16 protein-coding genes are annotated in these 16,549 nt (G+C 43.4%); 9 read left to right on the plus strand and 7 right to left on the minus strand.

All coding sequences use genetic code 11. From position 1 onward, the window contains the following. Positions 1–80: 80 nt before the first annotated feature. Complete coding sequence (locus KO512_RS17850) at positions 81–1,115, minus strand: carbon-nitrogen hydrolase family protein (RefSeq protein ID WP_215953683.1); 1,035 nt, start codon at positions 1,113–1,115, stop codon at positions 81–83. Between the two features lie 119 nt (positions 1,116–1,234). Between KO512_RS17850 and KO512_RS17855 the strand changes: the two genes are divergently transcribed. The 6 genes from KO512_RS17855 to murI all read left to right on the plus strand — a co-directional run bounded on the left by KO512_RS17855 (position 1,235) and on the right by murI (position 8,539). After that, positions 1,235–2,671, plus strand: a complete 1,437-nt coding sequence (locus tag KO512_RS17855; protein ID WP_215953684.1) for a PLP-dependent aminotransferase family protein — start codon at positions 1,235–1,237, stop codon at positions 2,669–2,671. 694 nt (positions 2,672–3,365) lie between these two features. Next, positions 3,366–4,469 (plus strand): TRAP transporter substrate-binding protein, encoded by a 1,104-nt coding sequence (locus KO512_RS17860; RefSeq protein WP_215953685.1) that lies wholly within the window; start codon positions 3,366–3,368, stop codon positions 4,467–4,469. A 2-nt stretch (positions 4,470–4,471) separates the two neighbouring features. After that, entirely contained in the window at positions 4,472–4,993 is a 522-nt protein-coding gene (locus KO512_RS17865; protein ID WP_215953686.1) for a TRAP transporter small permease subunit, read from the plus strand. Then, on the plus strand, positions 4,993–6,309 hold the full coding sequence (locus KO512_RS17870; RefSeq protein ID WP_252735107.1) for a TRAP transporter large permease: 1,317 nt from the start codon (positions 4,993–4,995) through the stop codon (positions 6,307–6,309). Before KO512_RS17865 ends, KO512_RS17870 begins: the two co-directional genes overlap by 1 nt. Next, entirely contained in the window at positions 6,303–7,448 is a 1,146-nt protein-coding gene (locus tag KO512_RS17875) for a DSD1 family PLP-dependent enzyme (RefSeq protein WP_215953687.1), read from the plus strand. Before KO512_RS17870 ends, KO512_RS17875 begins: the two co-directional genes overlap by 7 nt. Before the next feature lie 287 nt (positions 7,449–7,735). Continuing rightward, positions 7,736–8,539: a glutamate racemase gene (murI, locus tag KO512_RS17880; protein ID WP_215953688.1), complete on the plus strand. Its 804-nt coding sequence runs from the start codon at positions 7,736–7,738 to the stop codon at positions 8,537–8,539. A 526-nt stretch (positions 8,540–9,065) separates the two neighbouring features. Here murI and KO512_RS17885 read toward each other — a convergent pair. Genes KO512_RS17885 through KO512_RS17900 form a run of 4 tightly spaced genes read right to left on the minus strand, consistent with a single transcriptional unit; the run spans position 9,066 to position 12,808 of the window. Beyond that, positions 9,066–9,695, minus strand: coding sequence for a helix-turn-helix domain-containing protein (locus KO512_RS17885; protein WP_215953689.1), 630 nt, complete (start codon positions 9,693–9,695; stop codon positions 9,066–9,068). Continuing rightward, entirely contained in the window at positions 9,682–10,356 is a 675-nt protein-coding gene (locus tag KO512_RS17890; protein WP_215953690.1) for a type 1 glutamine amidotransferase, read from the minus strand. The genes KO512_RS17885 and KO512_RS17890 overlap by 14 nt, the downstream gene beginning before the upstream one ends. Next, positions 10,353–11,309 carry a carbon-nitrogen hydrolase family protein gene (locus tag KO512_RS17895; RefSeq protein ID WP_215953691.1) on the minus strand — a complete coding sequence of 319 codons (957 nt, stop codon included), beginning with the start codon at positions 11,307–11,309 and terminating at the stop codon, positions 10,353–10,355. The genes KO512_RS17890 and KO512_RS17895 overlap by 4 nt, the downstream gene beginning before the upstream one ends. Before the next feature lie 59 nt (positions 11,310–11,368). Beyond that, positions 11,369–12,808: a glutamine synthetase family protein gene (locus KO512_RS17900; protein WP_215953692.1), complete on the minus strand. Its 1,440-nt coding sequence runs from the start codon at positions 12,806–12,808 to the stop codon at positions 11,369–11,371. Between the two features lie 182 nt (positions 12,809–12,990). On the opposite strand from KO512_RS17900, the gene KO512_RS17905 reads away from it, so the two are divergent. Both KO512_RS17905 and KO512_RS17910 read left to right on the plus strand, forming a co-directional pair. Further along, positions 12,991–13,515: a DUF1097 domain-containing protein gene (locus KO512_RS17905; RefSeq protein WP_215953693.1), complete on the plus strand. Its 525-nt coding sequence runs from the start codon at positions 12,991–12,993 to the stop codon at positions 13,513–13,515. A gap of 187 nt (positions 13,516–13,702) precedes the next feature. Beyond that, positions 13,703–14,383: a cysteine hydrolase family protein gene (locus KO512_RS17910; protein WP_215953694.1), complete on the plus strand. Its 681-nt coding sequence runs from the start codon at positions 13,703–13,705 to the stop codon at positions 14,381–14,383. Between the two features lie 183 nt (positions 14,384–14,566). On the opposite strand, the gene KO512_RS17915 is transcribed toward KO512_RS17910, so the two are convergent. Further along, the gene (locus KO512_RS17915) at positions 14,567–15,517 is read right to left on the minus strand and encodes a tyrosine-type recombinase/integrase (RefSeq protein WP_215953695.1); all 951 of its coding nucleotides are present in this window, start codon (positions 15,515–15,517) and stop codon (positions 14,567–14,569) included. A gap of 142 nt (positions 15,518–15,659) precedes the next feature. Continuing rightward, entirely contained in the window at positions 15,660–16,094 is a 435-nt protein-coding gene (locus KO512_RS17920) for a DUF6957 family protein (RefSeq protein ID WP_215953696.1), read from the minus strand. A gap of 75 nt (positions 16,095–16,169) precedes the next feature. Here KO512_RS17920 and KO512_RS17925 point away from each other — a divergent pair, with 75 nt between their 5' ends. Continuing rightward, entirely contained in the window at positions 16,170–16,415 is a 246-nt protein-coding gene (locus KO512_RS17925; protein ID WP_215953697.1) for a helix-turn-helix domain-containing protein, read from the plus strand. Positions 16,416–16,549 lie beyond the last annotated feature (134 nt).

A 16,549-nucleotide genomic window follows, 5' to 3' on the forward strand; every position in this document is an offset into this window, starting at 1 on the left:
TAGAATTACACCAATTGGAAATAGATACCTCCACAGGCAGGTATTGATTTGCCGGCGAAGGTAAATTTGCCATGAGATCTTTATTCGTTGATTGTCTCTTCAGTTGGTTGAAGTGCTTCGATCCAGGCCTGGGATGAGCTATCACCAAAGGATACTGGATTAAGTGGTTTATTGTTTACGCGTAGGTCGAAAACGTCAAAACGATTATAGCCACCAGAGACGTCATGGAATTGTTTAGGCTCAATACAATCATTCAAATCGATGTCGGCATAAATGATGCCTTCTTCGTCCTGAAGGGTATCGCTGATTACTTTACCTGATGGTCCGATAATCATAGATACACTACGTGGAGTACTTTCCAGCAATTCGCGGGCAGCTGGTTCATCGCGACAGATAAGATCAGCGGCAGCATCACTTAAAAAGCCTGAGGCCACTAGGCAGAAGGCTTTAGCCTCGAATGCGTGGGCGCCTGAGCGAATGCGGATAGCAGCTTCTAAGTCATAGCCTCCATCCGATGATGCCGGGTGTGTCGGCCAACGTGGAGAATAAGATGCAATGTGAACCTGTTCGCCCTGAGCGATCAATGAGTAACGCGCAAGTGGATTTGTGTTCTCGCCGCAAACCAGAGCGCCAATACGACCAACTTCGCTATCAACAACACGCAAACCACTGCCATCACCATTGGCCCAAGTAAGTTTTTCCCAGTAAGTTGGTACAAGTTTACGGTGGCGATTTAAAAGGCGGCCATTCGCATCGATAATGATATTTGTATCCCAGATACAGCCAACACTTTGGATCGCTGATTCGTTCAGTCCCATAGAAATAACAATTGAGTAATCTCGTGCCATCGCGCACAGACGAGCAATTTCGGGGCCAGGTACGGTGACTGTAGATTTCACCATAGATGTGAAAAAGTCATGATTTTCGACTGGTGAACGTAGACCGGACCAGACAGGAAAGGCGCAAAGAAAGGCTTCAGGAAAGGCAACGAGAGATGCACCATTCCGTGCTGCCTCCGCGATGAGTGAACATGCCTTGTCCATCGTCGCCTGCAAATCGAAATAGATTGGGCTGACGTGACAAACTGCAGCCTTGAAGGCCTTGAGATCTTTCATTATTAGTACTCCTATTAACTTGAATGACCCCTATACTAATTTCCACACTGTCTATTGAACAGTTGCAGATTTCGGCTATATTAACCTACACAGATTTCAACAAACCTCTAGGTTCAGTCATGTCAAAAGATTCTCAGGCTCAGTCGGCAAAGCCACTTTACGCAAAGATCGCCGATGAACTTACGGACATGATTGCTTCTGGAGTTTTGGCTGAAGGAGACCGTTTACCGTCGCTAAGGATGCTTAGCAAAAGCCACGCCGTGTCGGTGCCTACCGTTGTGGAAGCTTATCGAGTACTTGAAGACCGCGGGGTTGTCACACCGCTCAACCGATCTGGATACTACGTCAAACGCAGAGAAGATTTCTTCCAGCCCCCTAAGCCTGTTAGGCCTATAGGGTCTCCTACTAAGATCATGCAGAAGGAAGCGACGCAGCTGGTAATGACGGCAGCCCAAAATCCAGGCTTACTGCCTTTTGGCGCAGCGGTGCCAAGCCCATCGCTTTTTCCCATAACTCGTCTAAAATCGATCATGTCACGGCTGTTACGGCACAAGCCCGAACTTCTTGGCTCTTATGACTTCGCTCCCGGTTCTATGGAGCTACGGCGGGAATTGGCTCGCCGGTCACTGCGCTGGGGGTGCACCATCGACCCCGAGGCTATTGTTGTCACGAACGGCTGCGTTGAAGCCATCAGTCTAGCGCTTCGTGCCGTGACTAAGCCCGGTGATATTGTTGCAGTGGAGACCCCTACTTATTATGGCTTCCTCAGCCTGCTTGAGGTCTTGGGCCTTCAGGCTCTAGAGATCCCATGTGATCCTGTTAATGGTTTGTCCGTCGATGAGTTCACAAAGGCTCTGAGGAAGTTCGATGTCACGGCCTGCCTTTTGTGTTCGACCGTCTCCAACCCAACCGGAGCTACGATACCTGTGAAAAAAAAACGGGAACTCGCCGAACTTGCGTGCCGTCATGACTTTATGATCATCGAAGATGCGACATTTGCCGACCTCCACTTTAATGGCGAAACGCTGAGCATCAAGTCTTTTGATACCGACGGGTATGTAATCCTGTGCGCCTCGGCAACCAAGACCACTGCTCCGGGGCTACGCCTTGGCTGGGTTGAGGGGGGAAAAGTCAGTGATCAGATCAGCTATCTGAAAAGGGTGTCGAGCATTGGACAGCCACAGATAAATCAGCTCGTACTTGCAGAATACATGGCGTCTGGTGGGTACGAACGACATCTGCGTCAGTTGGTGCGAACCATTCGCAAGCAGCTGGACCAGCACTGCACAGCTATAGCCGACAGTTTCCCTAGCGGATTGACCGCAGTGCCACCCTCTGGCGGGTTTCTGCTGTGGCTGGAGCTTTCATCAGAGATTGATGGTCTTGAGCTTCACAACCGGGCACTGAGCTTTGGAATCGGTTTAGCCCCAGGCGAGATGTTTTCTGCAAACGGCTTATTTTCTAACTACTTGCGTGTTAATTGCGGACAGGTTTATACGGATGAAATCAGGACAGCTTACGCACGTCTAGGCTCGCTTCTCACCGACATGATGTAGCAGTAAACAGATAAAACAGAATTACATAATTCTATGCAACCTGGAAAGGTACGGATCTGTATAGCCTAACTTCGTTTAGTGAGTACGAGTGATATCAGCGCCAGTTGGTGCGAATACTTCGCAAGCAGCTTGGCCAGCACTGCACAGCTATATCGACAACTCCCCTCACGGATTTATCGCCATGTTGTTCTCTGGCGATGGCCGCGCTTTAATCATAGATTGATTGTCTTAAGCCTTACAACCAGGCACTGATCTTTGGAACCGGTTCAGCCCACGGCGAGAAGTTTCAGCAAATATTTTTCCAGCGACTTACGGGCGAGCTCCAGGCTAGTGGCTAGGACAGCCTACGCATAGCTCAGCGCACTTATCATCGACGTAATGTAGCCGTAAGAAGCCAAAATGCACGATTTTTGTGCCATTTAGAAAGATATGCATCTGTGTAGTGCAATATATAGAAAATGTCAATCTGTATAAGGTGACTTTGCTGCCAACTGCGTCTGGCGACTGTTAGGTTCGACCTGTAATAATTGAATTGAAAAGTCAAAAATTAACTTTAACAACGGAGCTAAGAGAAATTCTAAGAAAATAATTTAAATAATTACCCTCTTAATTAATACAAATCTCAAAAAAGTAAAGGACAAGATAAAAAAAACAACCGCTAACCCTAGTAACTTAACTTAAAAGGTTTGTCAAAATGGATAGAAGAAAATTTATTAAAAATGGTGCTAAAGTACTAGGAGCCGTCGGAGCCGTCGGAGCCACTTCAATTTCAGCACCTGCAATTGCAAGTTCTGAAAAGAAATTTAAATGGAAAATGACGACAGCATACCCGCCGAGCTTACCAATGTATTCAGTTGGCCCTGGTAGCTTTACTGATCTAACCGATAGAATTCGTGAAATGTCTGGTGGTCGCCTTGATATTCAAGTATATCACGGGGGGGAGCTTGTTCCTCCTTTTGAAGGGTTCGATGCTGCGCAAGCTGGGATTGTGGAATGTAATGGTTGGGTTTCTTATTTTGGTGCAGGAAAACGTCCATGGGCCCAATTCTTTGGCGGCGTACCGTTCGGGCTGAACTTTCAAGGCCAAAATGCTTGGATGTATGAAGGTGGTGGTTTGGAGCTTTGGCAAGAGCTATATGCTGATATCGGTATGGTTCCATTCCCATGTGCCAATACTGGTATTCAAATGACCGGTTGGTTTAAAGAAGAAGTAAATACACTTGAAGATATGAAGGGCCTCAAAATGCGGATCCCAGGCCTCGCAAGTCGTGTTTATGCAGCGGTAGGGGTAGATGTAAAACTACTTCCTCCTGCAGAAATTTTCCCAGCACTTGAGCGTGGTGTCATTCAGGCTGCCGAATGGGTTGGCCCTGCACAGGATAAAATCCTTGGTCTTCACAATGCGGCTAAATACTACTACACAACCGGTTGGTCAGAACCAAATAATGTTGTTGAATTTTCGGTAAATAAAAAAGCATGGGATTCATTACCTGAAGATTTGCAGCATATAGTTCGAAATGCATGCGCTTCTACAAACGTCCGCTCCCAGGCCTGGTCAGAGGCCGTAAATGGTGAAGCACTACAGGATCTGGTTGAGAATCACGGTGTACAGTTGCGGACACTTTCTGATGATATTCTCAATGGCTTAAGAGAAGCAATGCCTAGTGTGCTGGAAGAGCTTGGCGCCGGGGACCCATTATTTGCGCGAGTACATGATCATTATATGGACTTTAAAGCCAAGCATGATAAATGGTCGGACGTTAGCGAAAGCCAGTGGCACAGAAGGATTAGGGGGTAACAATGAACTCAGCCGATACATGGCTGATCAGGCAATGTGAATCTGTTGCGATTTTCTTAGGAGGAGTCGCACAGGTTTGCATCTTTGGAGTTATTGTCACAGTCGCATCTAATGTATTGCTGCGTTTTCTGTTTGATATAGGCTCCGTCTGGTCCCAAGAATTGGAATGGCACTTTCTTGCTGCCGTTGCAACGCTTGGTTTAGCCTACACATATAATAAAGGGGAGCATGTCCGGGTTGATCTTATTTATAATTCCGCATCTCCACAATTCAAAGCAATAATTGATCTTTTATCAGCGGGGACACTGCTTACTATTGCAGTGCTAATTTGTTATTACTCTTTACCTTATATTTATCAATCTTGGGAAAGTAACGAAATCTCTGCCGATCCTGGCGGGCTCACAATGCGTTACCTTCTTAAAGGGTTGATTCTTGTTGGTTTCACCAGTTTAGGGCTTCAATCTCTCGCGGAGATTCTTAAAAATCTTCCGAAAGCAATTAAATACAATGGGAGTGACGATTAATGGAACTTCAAATTTACTTAATGCTGGCCACTTTTTTCGGATTGCTTATTATAGGAATGCCTGTAGCTATCGCGATTGCAGCCTCTGGTTTTGTTTTTGGATTTACTGGGCTGGAAGTTAAGCTGTTCAGCCTGATACCTCATCGTATATATGGGGTTATAACAAAGTATGAATTCATTGCTATTCCTCTTTTTATTTTCATGGGTGTTACTCTTGAAAAATCAAAAATTGCAGAAAATTTACTTGATGTAATTGGGCATGCAATGGGTGGTCTGAGAGGCGGACTTGGTATTGCGATTGTTCTTTGCGGTGTCTTACTTGGAGCAGCAACCGGTATTGTCGGTGCGACGATTGTAACGATGACTTTGCTAACTCTGCCTGTTCTTCTATCGCGTGGTTATTCAAAGAGCCTTTCCTGTGGCCTGATATGTGCTTCAGGGACATTGGGTCAGATCATACCGCCAAGCCTAGTTCTTATTTTGATGGCTGATATTGTTGGACTATCTGTAGGTACTCTTTTTGCCGCCGCAGCTATACCAGGTTTGATGCTCGCAGCATTGTTTGTTGCTTACCTGTTGTTTTTGGGGTTTGTAAGCCCGCATAGTGTTCCAGCAATTCCTATAGAAGAGCGAAATCAGGTCAATAAATCAGAACTTCTCAAAAAAATGTTCTTTGTTGTATTACCTCCCATCGCCCTCATATTTTGTGTGTTGGGATCAATTATTGGGGGAGTTGCAGCACCTACTGAAGCAGCATCGATCGGTGCAGCAGGTTCTCTTGTTATTGCGGCGCTATATAAAAAGTTCAACATAGAACTGCTTAAAGGTTCTCTGAAGGCGACCTTAACTATTTCCAGCATGATTTTCTTTATTCTGGTCGCTTCCCAAGTGTTTTCTATTGCTTTCAGAGGGTTAGGGGGAGAGCACGTAGTCAAAGCTCTTTTTGCGAATGCCCCTGGTGATGTGAATACAGCAATCATCTTTCTGTTGCTGGTTATTTTTATTCTCGGCTTTTTTATGGAGTGGATTGAAATCAGCTATATTGCCTTGCCTATTATGCTGCCTTTCTTCCGTTTAGAAAGCGTGGATATGGTATGGCTGTCCATGATGATAGCGGTAATTCTTCAAACTTCTTTCTTAACTCCTCCATTCGGGTGGTCACTATTCTTTCTTAAAGGAGTCGCGCCCAAGGAAATAGGTGTAAAAGATGTATACGTTGGAGTTATCCCATTTGTCATGATTCAATTGATCGTTGTTGCTCTTGTTTTTGCTTTTGAGGACATAGTACTTTGGTTTCCGAGGATAGTAGGATGGTAAAAATTGAAAATTTAAAAGTCGGCTACCATGTTGCAGCTAAAGTTGGAATGTTTGTTAATGATATTGAAACACCTGCTCTTATTGTCGACCTTGATGCCTTTGAGTGGAATCTTGCAAAAATGCGAGAGGCTGTAGTACAGAATGGTGTTGCATTACGTGCCCACGCAAAAGCTCATAAATCTATAGATGTTGCGAAAAAGCAAATATCGCTTGGCGGTGCATCAGGCTTTTGTTGTCAAAAAGTTTCTGAGGCAGAAGCTCTCGTCAATGCCGGCTTAGATAATATTCTTATTTCGAACCAGATTGTTTCTCCATCTAAAATAGAGAGGCTCATACAATTAAGTAACAAGGCGTCATTACGCGTATGTGTTGATGACCTTAGAAATGTTGATGACCTTTCCAAAGCTGCTCAAGAAGCGAATACTGTTCTTGGGTGTTTGGTCGAGATCAATGTAGGTGCTGACAGGTGTGGTATTGAGCCAGGCGAGAAGGCTGCTCAACTATCTATGAAAATAGAGAATTCAGTTGGATTGAGGTTCGATGGTATTCAAGCCTATCATGGCCCAGCCCAGCACTTTGTAGAATATTCAGAACGGAAGAGTGCCTATTCTAATGTCTTGAATTGCGTTCTTGAAACAAAGAAAGAGCTGGAGAAGTTAGGCCTAACTTGTAATATGGTGAGTGGTTCCGGAACAGGTACTTTTCAAATGGAGGCAGCATCGGGGGTATTCACAGAACTCCAAGCAGGCACATATTGCTTTATGGATGCTGCATATATGACACTCAAATCAAATGAAAACCAACAGGCAGCGATTTTCAAGAATGCCCTTTTTGTTCTAACCACAATAATGTCTGCAGCAAGGAAAGGAATGGTCGTTTGTGATGCTGGCCATAAATGCGTAGCCGTGGACTCTGGATTGCCCAGGGTAGTTGGCTTTGATAGAGCAGAGTATACTGGATGTAATGATGAGCATGGCATGATTAAAGATCCGGACGGTAATCTTGACCTTAAAGATCGAATTCGGTTGATCCCTGGCCATTGTGACCCAACCTGTAACCTTCATGATTACATAATTGCTATTCGTGGTGATGTGGTTGAAGAAATATGGCCTATAACTGCTCGGGGTAAATTATTGTAAAAAGTTACCTTTTCTTACCAGAGGTACTTCGGTTTTCTTCTGACAACCTAAGCTTTGCGCTCCCAATCCGTTTACAACGCAAGGGAGCGTTTTTTTATTTCTGATTAGTTCAATCCCTAGCAAGGTTTGTATAACTGCTGCACAGAGATTTTACTATTAGTAGTAGAAATGTTAGGGGAAATGGGATGGACTCCCCCAACCCTGGTATCTTGTGTCCCACTGTAGGGTGAAACTATTAATCGAACCGAAGGAGTCCATTAAGTTAGTCTTTGAAAGCAGGAGTACAAGTGAAAAGGCCAATTGGAATATTTGACTCAGGTGTTGGAGGCATATCAATCGCCCATTCTATTCGCAGAGAACTTCCTTCAGAGAATTTGTTGTATGTTGCTGATCAGGAGTTTTCCCCTTACGGCACAAAATCAAAACAAGTTATTGAGAACCGTTCAGAAAGCATAGTTAAGCTCCTGAATGAAGAGGGGTGCAAAGCTATTGTAGTGGCCTGTAATACTGCTACTGTAAATTCGATAAATAAGCTGCGCAAAAAATTTGCAATCCCGCTGATAGGTATTGAACCTGCTGTAAAGCCTGCAGCATTACAAAGCAAGACTGGTATCATTGGAGTTCTTGCTACAGCACAAACATTGAATAGCAGTTCCTTTCATTTACTTAAAGGTGTGTTTTCTGAACAAGTTAAGATTGAAACTCAAGCATGCCCACAACTTGTTGAATTAGTAGAAAATGTCGACTTAAACAGCGCAGAGACTATCAGTGTTGTAGAAGGTTATGTTCGACCTTTACTTTCAAAAGGGGCCGACCATATTGTTCTAGGTTGTACGCACTATTCATTTCTCAGTCCTGCAATAGAAAAGACTGTAAAGGGTAAGGCCTCCATCATAGATACCGCTATCCCGGTAGCCGTTGAGTTAAAAAGACGGCTTGCTGAGCTGAATTTATTACACCCACAAGACAACTTAGGAACAATTAAATTCTGGAGTAGTAGCACTTCAAAGAACGTATCTAAAAGAATAAGTCGATTATGGGGACACGATGTAATTGTATCTGAAATCCCGACCTACCCATTCGACTCGTAATTTTACACATATTGGTATAATGCGTAATCATCGGTATTAAAAAATACGACATACTTATTGCAAAACCACATCATTGAATTTTTTGGTGATACTAATATCAAGAATGTCGATTATCTGATGCTCATGGAGTATTTTGAGCAAACGACGGTGCGTTCAAAGTCTCGGGTTGTTATGCAAAAGACCAGCATGCGTAAGGTCTTTGCCATATAGGCAGCCAGAAGCCGTCTTTCGAGAGTTACATCAGGCTGCATAGTTGTGTCGCACTTCGGAGTTGAATTCGCGCATATCAAAGTATTTAGATAAAGAGAGTGGCAATCTATTTGTGATTCGATTACGCAAAGGTAAGACGCAAACGAGTAAAAATAAGTATCGAGATATTGCGATTGATGCCACGGCGGTTCTGGCAATCGAGCATGTGAGCAAAACGCTGATGGGGAAGGCGTTTAATGAATGGAGAAGCCACTGCTTAAGGCTTCTCGCTTAATTCTGGTTTGGGTGATGAAGTTAACTTGTCAGTACCTATCAATTATACTGACTTGTTTGCGATTAAAGGCTCGATGGAGAGACAGACTGATATTATTTCTGCGGGCACATCACCAATAGAAACAAAAGCATGAGGTGATGTGCTGTCTAGATAGCAACTTTCTCCCATCCGCAGCTTTATAGGTTTATAGTGTTCTGTGTGAAACTCTAGTTCTCCTTTCAGAACAAAAATGAACTCTTCGCCATCATGCCTGCTCCATTCATTGCGGGGTGGGGCTTCTTTTGTATGTATTGTCATTTGTAACGGCACCATGGCTTTATGCTTCAGGGTAGAAGAGTGAACATGGTAATCATAAAATTTGGTTTTGAAGAGCTCTATATCGTCCAAATGAGTAGCAATGAGGCGTGATGAAGCGGCAGGTATTAATGGTGAGCCATCTAGCATTTCAATAAAGTTCACTTGTAGCGAGCGTGTGATCTTGAGAATCGTTTCAAAACTAGGGCTTGATTGCCCCTTTTCAATTTTAGAGATGGCGGCAATAGACACTCCACAGAGTTTATGAAGGTCTTCTAATGTCCAATTATTTGCTTTTCGTCTGGTCCTGAGCTCCTGACCAAACTTTACTCTCTCCTGTTCAGCGATTATCGTACCTTTATCTCTAATATTTTCCATTCAAACACCTATCTAGGACATCTTGGATGAGACGAACAGTGCGCAACTTACCAGCCGTCAATCCACTTAGCAACTCTTCCTTGTCAAGCTCCCTTTGCGTGTCAGAGTAATACTTCTCCGCATATTGTGTATGCCACTTTGAAATAATGTTGTGGTTAACTTCTGGGTGAAACTGGATAGCTACTGCTGAACCAACTTGAAATCCTTGTATTACCTCACCGTCTTTTGCTAGTAGATTGGCCCCAGCGGGAAGGGAAAATGTGTCTCCATGCCATCGGAGCCATGGTCCCATCCATGCTTCATTTTTATACTCGTTATTGGTTAACCACCCGCAAGTCATTTTACCTGTAGGAGTAACTGAAGCGCCCATTGCTGCAGCAATCATTTGGCCCCCAAAGCAGATTCCCAGCAGTGGTTTCTGTATTTCTAAGAGTTTTTTAGTAAATACTTTCTCTTCTGTAATCCATGGCAGTTGGTCTTCATAGACAGAGTGACCAGAACCTAAAATAATGACTAATTCGTATTTAGAAACATCTAGTTTCGCAAGGTTTTCTTTGCGTGCATCGCGTATATCTGTATAGATGCAATATTCGTCCAATAATATGTCTTCGAGGATCCCTAAGCCAGAGCTGGTTGAATTTTGCAGAACAAGCGCTTTCATCGTTTTTTTCCTGATACATTAATTCGTTGGACGGCGGTTGGCCGTATAGAGTTGATCTCAAGTTGAAGCAAGTCGCTTCTATTATAATGACCAGAAACATCCTTCATTTGGCGTTCTGCATTAACGCTTTCAATATCAGCATTTGTATGGATGATTGCTTCTTGACCTATTTCAGCTTCTACAATTGTTTTTCCTGTAGGGTCGACTATCTTAGAGCCTCCTAAAAAGTAATCATGGTCGTTATTTGCGACTAGGTCGGCTTTAAACTCGAAGCTGTCAGGAATATCATTTAAGGAAAGTAATCCCAATACACTTATTACCCATACTCTCGCTTCTGTGGCAATGAATTCTGGTGCGACTCCGACCACTGATTTGTTGCCTGGCCAAGATGCTATATGGATCTCTTCACCTTCTGCATAGAGTGCGAAACGTGCTAGAGGCATCCAATTTTCCCAGCAATTCAGGCCACCGACACGAAAGCCGCGGATTTTGTGAATCTGCAAACCATGCGCGTCGCCGGGAGCCCAGCATAGACGTTCGTCGTGAGTTGGCACTAACTTCCTGTGTATGCCGCAGACCCCTTTTTCCGAGTCAATTACGATCATAGAGCAGTAAATCGAGCCTCGGGCAGATGTAGTGCCTCGTTCGTTTACCCCAAGAAATATTGAGACTCCATAATCTTTGCACGCTTCGGAAATACGAGTGATTTCAGTGCCATTTGGTTCAATGGCAGCTTCGAGAAACTGGGCATAAGCGCGACCATGTCTGGGATCATTGAAGGCGGCAGCGTTTGTTCGGCAAAGCCAAAATGGGTAGCCACTCAGGAAGCTTTCAGGAAAGGCTAATAACTCTATGCCCATGCTGGCCGCTTTCGCGATTGTAGATATAATTTTGTCAGTAGTTGCCGCTGAATCAAGCCAGATAGGTCGTAGCTGTGCTGCTCCAATTTTCATAGTATCTCCTTCTCTAGAAAAACGGCCTTTAATAATTGATATCAAAGGCCAATATACGATCAGTATATCTCAAAATATTCGCGCTCTTCCCAGTCAGTAACTTCGGACATAAAGCGGTCAATTTCAAATTCTTTGAGCTTGTAAAGATAGTTATGAACTGTTTCGCCAAATTCTTCTCGCATAGATTCGTCAGCAAGGAATGCTGCCGAAGCTTCCATAAGTGTTTTCGGAAGAAGCGGCCGGTCTGCGAGATATGCGGCCTTGACTGCTTGGCCAGGGTCCGCATCGGTCAAAATTCCTGATCGGCCAGCAATGACTTGTGAGGCAATATAAAGGTAAGGGTTTGCTGTTGGCTCACCGATTCTATTTTCAATGCGTGATGCGGGATCGCCTGGTCCACCTATAACGCGCAGCATAGCTCCACGATTTTCTAATGCCCATGCAGCTTTGAATGGTGCAAATCCGTCTGGGGCCTGCCGCTTGTATCCATTTATAGTAGGAGTGGTTAGCATAGAGGTTGCATTAGCGTGTTTAAGTAACCCTCCTAGGTATTGCATTCCGAGCTTGGAAAGTGGTCCTTCGCCTTCGTTAGCAACAAAGACGTTCGAACCGTCGGTCGTGGAAGTAATGGATTGGTGCATATGCCAACCACTAGGGAAAATGTTGGGAACCTTTGGTTTGGCCATGAATGATGCATGGAAACCCTTGCGACGACAAAGCTGTTTAATTGCAGTACGCACCAGAAGTGCTGCATCAGCGGCTTCCATTGCAGGTAATGGATCAAATGTGATTTCACATTGTCCAGGACCCCATTCGTCTTCTAAAGTAGCGACAGGTAAGTCTAATTTTTCAAGATTCTCTTGAAGGTAAGTCATTATATCAACGACTTCATCTCCGCGATTCTCTGTCAGATACTGGTATCCATGAGAAATCATCTCTACTTCAGGAGGTGCTGGTGGGTAGCCGCTGTCGACGGGACTTAATTTGGGGTCAAGTAGTTTAAATATATAGAACTCAAGCTCAAGTCCAACTGTCATAGCAAGGCCGTCATTGGCGAGCTTCGTTAATTGATCACGTAATATTTGACGGGTAGAGAGAGGGCAGGGGGCTCCGTTCGTAAGGTAAGCATCTGCGAGTATCCAAGCAGTATCTTCAACCCAAGGTAAAACTTTGAATGTCATTGGGTCGGGTACTAATATACCGTCAGGTAGGCCGATCATTTCTGGAATGTTTAAGTGATTCTCTGCACCAAATGGTGGCACTATTGGATGGTTTGTTGTGTCAAAGATTGCGGTAACAAGTTGAAAATCTTTACCATTTTTCATCGTATCAACGAAGTGCGAAGCCGTAACTGTTTTTCCTCGAACGATTCCGTGCTGATCTCCCCAACCAACTCTAATATTTTTGATATTAGAGCTTTCTATCTGTTTAAGAATCTCGTCTGCGCGCTTAGATTGTTCTGTGGTCCAAAGACCGTACTTTTCAATGAATGGTTCCATTGTTAACTACCTTTTATCATTTTATATGGTTAATAAATATTCTTTCTTGTTTTGATAATCTTAATTCTAAACTAGAATTATCTCTTAGGCTATCTTTTTCTCTTATAGGATAAATATTGACTTGAAGGAGAATATTTATAATACTTGAGAAACAATGAATTCTAACTAGTAGGGTGACGACATTGAAACAACCTTTAGCAACGGCCATTGGGGTCGGTATTTTCGGAGGCATAGCAACTGCTATATTTGTGCAAGTAGGCACTTTGCTTATATGGGCGGCATTTATTGCCTGGGCATCATATTTTGCTATTGGTGGTAATAGCTCAGTTATTAAATTGAACATCACGTCTAACGTGTTTGGCGTGATTGTCGCATGGTTAACCGCATTGTTAGTACTTGCCAATCCAAGTACCGCTATACCTGCATCGATGTGGGTCGGTTTATGTGTTTTCGCTAGTATTGTAGTTTATATTTCAGCCTCGAAGGTTGCTATATTCTCCTCGATCCCGGCTGTAACTTTTGGATATGCAACAACTTTCGCATTTCTTAGTCAAACTCCTAATGCATTTAGCTATAACAAAATGCTTTCGGCTAATTTTGAAAATGTTTTGATAATTGTTCCTATATCTATGGTGATTGGTACTTTCTTTGCTGCAGGATCTGGTTGGCTGTCAGGCATATTAGCAGGAGAAGAATCTAGAGATTAAGTAGCAGTGGCCAAACGTTAAATGCCTTAGGAATAATGAAATGTTCTCGGTTAGTTTTGAGGGTGTACTTATTATTGTTCCGATTATATGAACGTTAGAGTGCTCTTTATTGTAGAAGTTTTATAAATTAAGTAATCAGGCTCTCTCAGGTCTACTTGGGAAGAGCCTTAACCTGAAAGGACATCCTATGTCATCTTGGAAAACATCTAACCGTAGCTTCTATTACAAAGAAGCTCCAGAGCCCGAGAATCCAATCATCATTACCGGTGAAGTTGCTTTGTTAATTATCGATGTTCAGAATACCTACATTGGGAGAAATACTCCGGATACGGAAGGCGTCGTAGATAGCCGTTGGCAACCATTTCAGGATCGTATGGAGAATATAGTAATTCCAAATATACATTGTTTGACTGATATATTTAGAAAAAAAAGGCTAGATGTCATTTATGCTCGTATCGCCTGTCATACACTAGATGGAAGAGACCGGTCTCTTAGTCAAAAAAAGCCCGGGTGGAACAACCTTTTACTTCCTAAATCGAGTTTTGAATCCCAAATTGTTAAAGAGTTAGCTCCATTACCTGAGGATATTGTAGTTATTAAAACTACTGATAGTGCTGTTACAGGAACAAATTTGAGATTAATTCTTAATAATATGGGGATTAAGACTGTAGTTTGCGTTGGTATATTTACCGACCAATGTGTCAGCTCTACAGTGCGAAGTTTAGCTGATGAAAGTTTTGATGTTATTGTTGTAGATGACGCATGTGCCGCCGGTACTATGGATATTCACAATCGAGAATTAGAAACTCTTAATATGATTTACTGTCACGTTATGTCCTCTGAAGAACTTGTGAATTATCTTCCATAGCGATCCAAGGACTCCTGGGTAATCCCCCCGAAAAATAACGGCGCTCAGAAGTAGAATCTCTTCGTAATCTATACACAAGATTTTCTGCACGAACGAATCATTTTATTTATCGAAGAGACACCAAGAGAGCCGGTCTGACGACTTAAATTGAGGTCTTCTGTGCTACTAACCAGCGAATTGTTATCAATGGGGCTCTATGTCAGGCCTTGGCCGGCCCCTTACTGCATGATGGTTTTGCTTGATCCATCGGCTTATATTGTTGAGCGTGATGGGTTCATCTTTATGTTTCGTCAGACGATGTTGGTTACGTTTTTGAACTTGTCTAACAATACCTTTATCGGGTTTTAAGTACTTTCTGGAATGCTGCGCGCTACGAGGATTCCCATACACTTCAACGCTACTAACCGATTGATGACCCATTATTGCTGCAATTTCTTCTGGAGGCATATCGCTTGCTTTTAAGTCAGCACCCAACTGATGTCGCCAAGTATAAAGGCTTGGCCGCACTTTACGTTTCGGCCAGAGTTTGTGTGTTAGATTATCAAGCCGCTTCTGTACATATCTGACAGGGTCTGCATAAGGGGCATTTATCAAGCGTTGATGGTGCTCCTTTAAGCTTGTGAATAAAGCACTGTTCTCTATCTCGAAGAGGCGATCTAACCCTCTTATTCCATCTTTTGTTTTTTTCGCAGACGGGATATTGATGTAGCGAGAACTGATGAACTTTAGTTGGCGAAGTTCGGCGGGCCGACACCCCAAGTATCGAACAAGTGTAACCGCCGCAAAAACGGTTATCTCTTCCTTATCAGCTAAGTAACTAAGCAGCTGCTGTTCATCGGCATCTTTGATTGATTTTTGACGTGCCTGTTTCTTTTTCACGTATTTCCGCTGTTTAGGATCGGCAGTCATCGGATTTTTAGTTGCTTTGATTTTATCGGCTGCTTTGTAAAAACCACTTTCTTCTGCTGCTAATGCAAGCGCGGTGCGTAGTCGACGCCAATAGTCTGGTCGGTAGTCTGCTGCACAGTCCTTAAGCGCATCGCAAACGGTTTTGGCTGTAGGCTTCACTATTCCGTGTTTAGTATAGAAATGCTTTGCTAGTCTTCTGTATTCTTCCTTTGTGTTTTCATTCATGATGACACTCCATATCATTGTGTTTTTGACGACAATCCTTGTCGCTACAAAATAGTATAGTGCTTAATTTTCAATGCCTTGCATTTTTTTTATGAAAATTAATTAGATGAAGTTTTACGGCTTAGCTGAGGCCATTCGTTGCCTAGGAGAGGCCGATAAAGAATGCTAGTTGTTCTGGGGTGACGTTCTTGCGTGTCCCGGGGCCACATAAAATGTAAGTAATGTCTTCACTCTCAAATAAGCAGTCATAATGAATGTCGACTAAATGGGCTGAGATAAGGGTCTGCTCACCTTCATATGTATTGGTTTCATCTAGAAGTACTTGGTCTGCTCTGATTTTTACCGGTTGCAGGTGATGTTCAGCTAAACGACTTAAGTCCGCTAACGGGTATTCAATCTGCCACCAGATCCAGTCACTAACGATACGTATAGGCTTTTGTGGACTCTTACGTCGGGCCCTTTCAATCATAGTGACGGACTTGTCTTCTGAGCAGCCAGAATCAAATGCTTCTCCTTTGTCTTCAAGTATATCGATGATTTGTTTGATATCTTTAAGCGCTTCTGTGGTTGTCTTCATTTTATCTCCGAAATATTTGAGATTTGGGCTGTACCTGAATTTGGTACAAGAAGAATTGTACCCATAATCGGTACAATGAACAAAACAATTTCAAGTAAGCGTTATTTCGAATTAGTCACTTGGCTAAAATCTGCTCGTCAGCACCAAGGGTTGAGTATGCGCGCTATGGCGCAGTTATTAGGCGAGCCACACAGCTTTATACAGAAGGTAGAGACGCTTGAACGAAAGCTAGATGTCTATGAATATGTTCAGTATTGTGACGTGCTGAAGATCGATCCAAGCGAAGGTATTAAGAAATACTTACAAAAAAATCAGACCTGAAAGGTTTTTAGCCTTATGTTTAATTTTTTAATGACCGTTGTTGATGGGCTTGCTTCAGCGGCATTGAAGGTGCGAGGAGGGAGATTTTAATAGTCATGATGTGTGCTGCTCTTCCGCTGCGGGATCGGGGTGCT

It is taken from the genome of Amphritea atlantica (assembly GCF_018860855.1).
GTDB lineage: Bacteria > Pseudomonadota > Gammaproteobacteria > Pseudomonadales > Balneatricaceae > Amphritea > Amphritea atlantica_A.

What these genes read in the sequence shown, in the direction of transcription:
- KO512_RS17860 (WP_215953685.1), top strand. Translation starts at nt 3,366, where the DNA reads ATGGATAGAAGAAAATTTATTAAAAATGGTGCTAAAGTACTAGGAGCC.
- KO512_RS17885 (WP_215953689.1), bottom strand. Translation starts at nt 9,695, where the DNA reads ATGGAAAATATTAGAGATAAAGGTACGATAATCGCTGAACAGGAGAGA.
- KO512_RS17870 (WP_252735107.1), top strand. Translation starts at nt 4,993, where the DNA reads ATGGAACTTCAAATTTACTTAATGCTGGCCACTTTTTTCGGATTGCTT.
- KO512_RS17915 (WP_215953695.1), bottom strand. Translation starts at nt 15,517, where the DNA reads ATGAATGAAAACACAAAGGAAGAATACAGAAGACTAGCAAAGCATTTC.
- KO512_RS17865 (WP_215953686.1), top strand. Translation starts at nt 4,472, where the DNA reads ATGAACTCAGCCGATACATGGCTGATCAGGCAATGTGAATCTGTTGCG.
- KO512_RS17895 (WP_215953691.1), bottom strand. Translation starts at nt 11,309, where the DNA reads ATGAAAATTGGAGCAGCACAGCTACGACCTATCTGGCTTGATTCAGCG.
- KO512_RS17925 (WP_215953697.1), top strand. Translation starts at nt 16,170, where the DNA reads ATGAACAAAACAATTTCAAGTAAGCGTTATTTCGAATTAGTCACTTGG.
- KO512_RS17920 (WP_215953696.1), bottom strand. Translation starts at nt 16,094, where the DNA reads ATGAAGACAACCACAGAAGCGCTTAAAGATATCAAACAAATCATCGAT.
- KO512_RS17855 (WP_215953684.1), top strand. Translation starts at nt 1,235, where the DNA reads ATGTCAAAAGATTCTCAGGCTCAGTCGGCAAAGCCACTTTACGCAAAG.
- KO512_RS17890 (WP_215953690.1), bottom strand. Translation starts at nt 10,356, where the DNA reads ATGAAAGCGCTTGTTCTGCAAAATTCAACCAGCTCTGGCTTAGGGATC.
- KO512_RS17850 (WP_215953683.1), bottom strand. Translation starts at nt 1,115, where the DNA reads ATGAAAGATCTCAAGGCCTTCAAGGCTGCAGTTTGTCACGTCAGCCCA.
- KO512_RS17910 (WP_215953694.1), top strand. Translation starts at nt 13,703, where the DNA reads ATGTCATCTTGGAAAACATCTAACCGTAGCTTCTATTACAAAGAAGCT.
- KO512_RS17875 (WP_215953687.1), top strand. Translation starts at nt 6,303, where the DNA reads ATGGTAAAAATTGAAAATTTAAAAGTCGGCTACCATGTTGCAGCTAAA.
- KO512_RS17900 (WP_215953692.1), bottom strand. Translation starts at nt 12,808, where the DNA reads ATGGAACCATTCATTGAAAAGTACGGTCTTTGGACCACAGAACAATCT.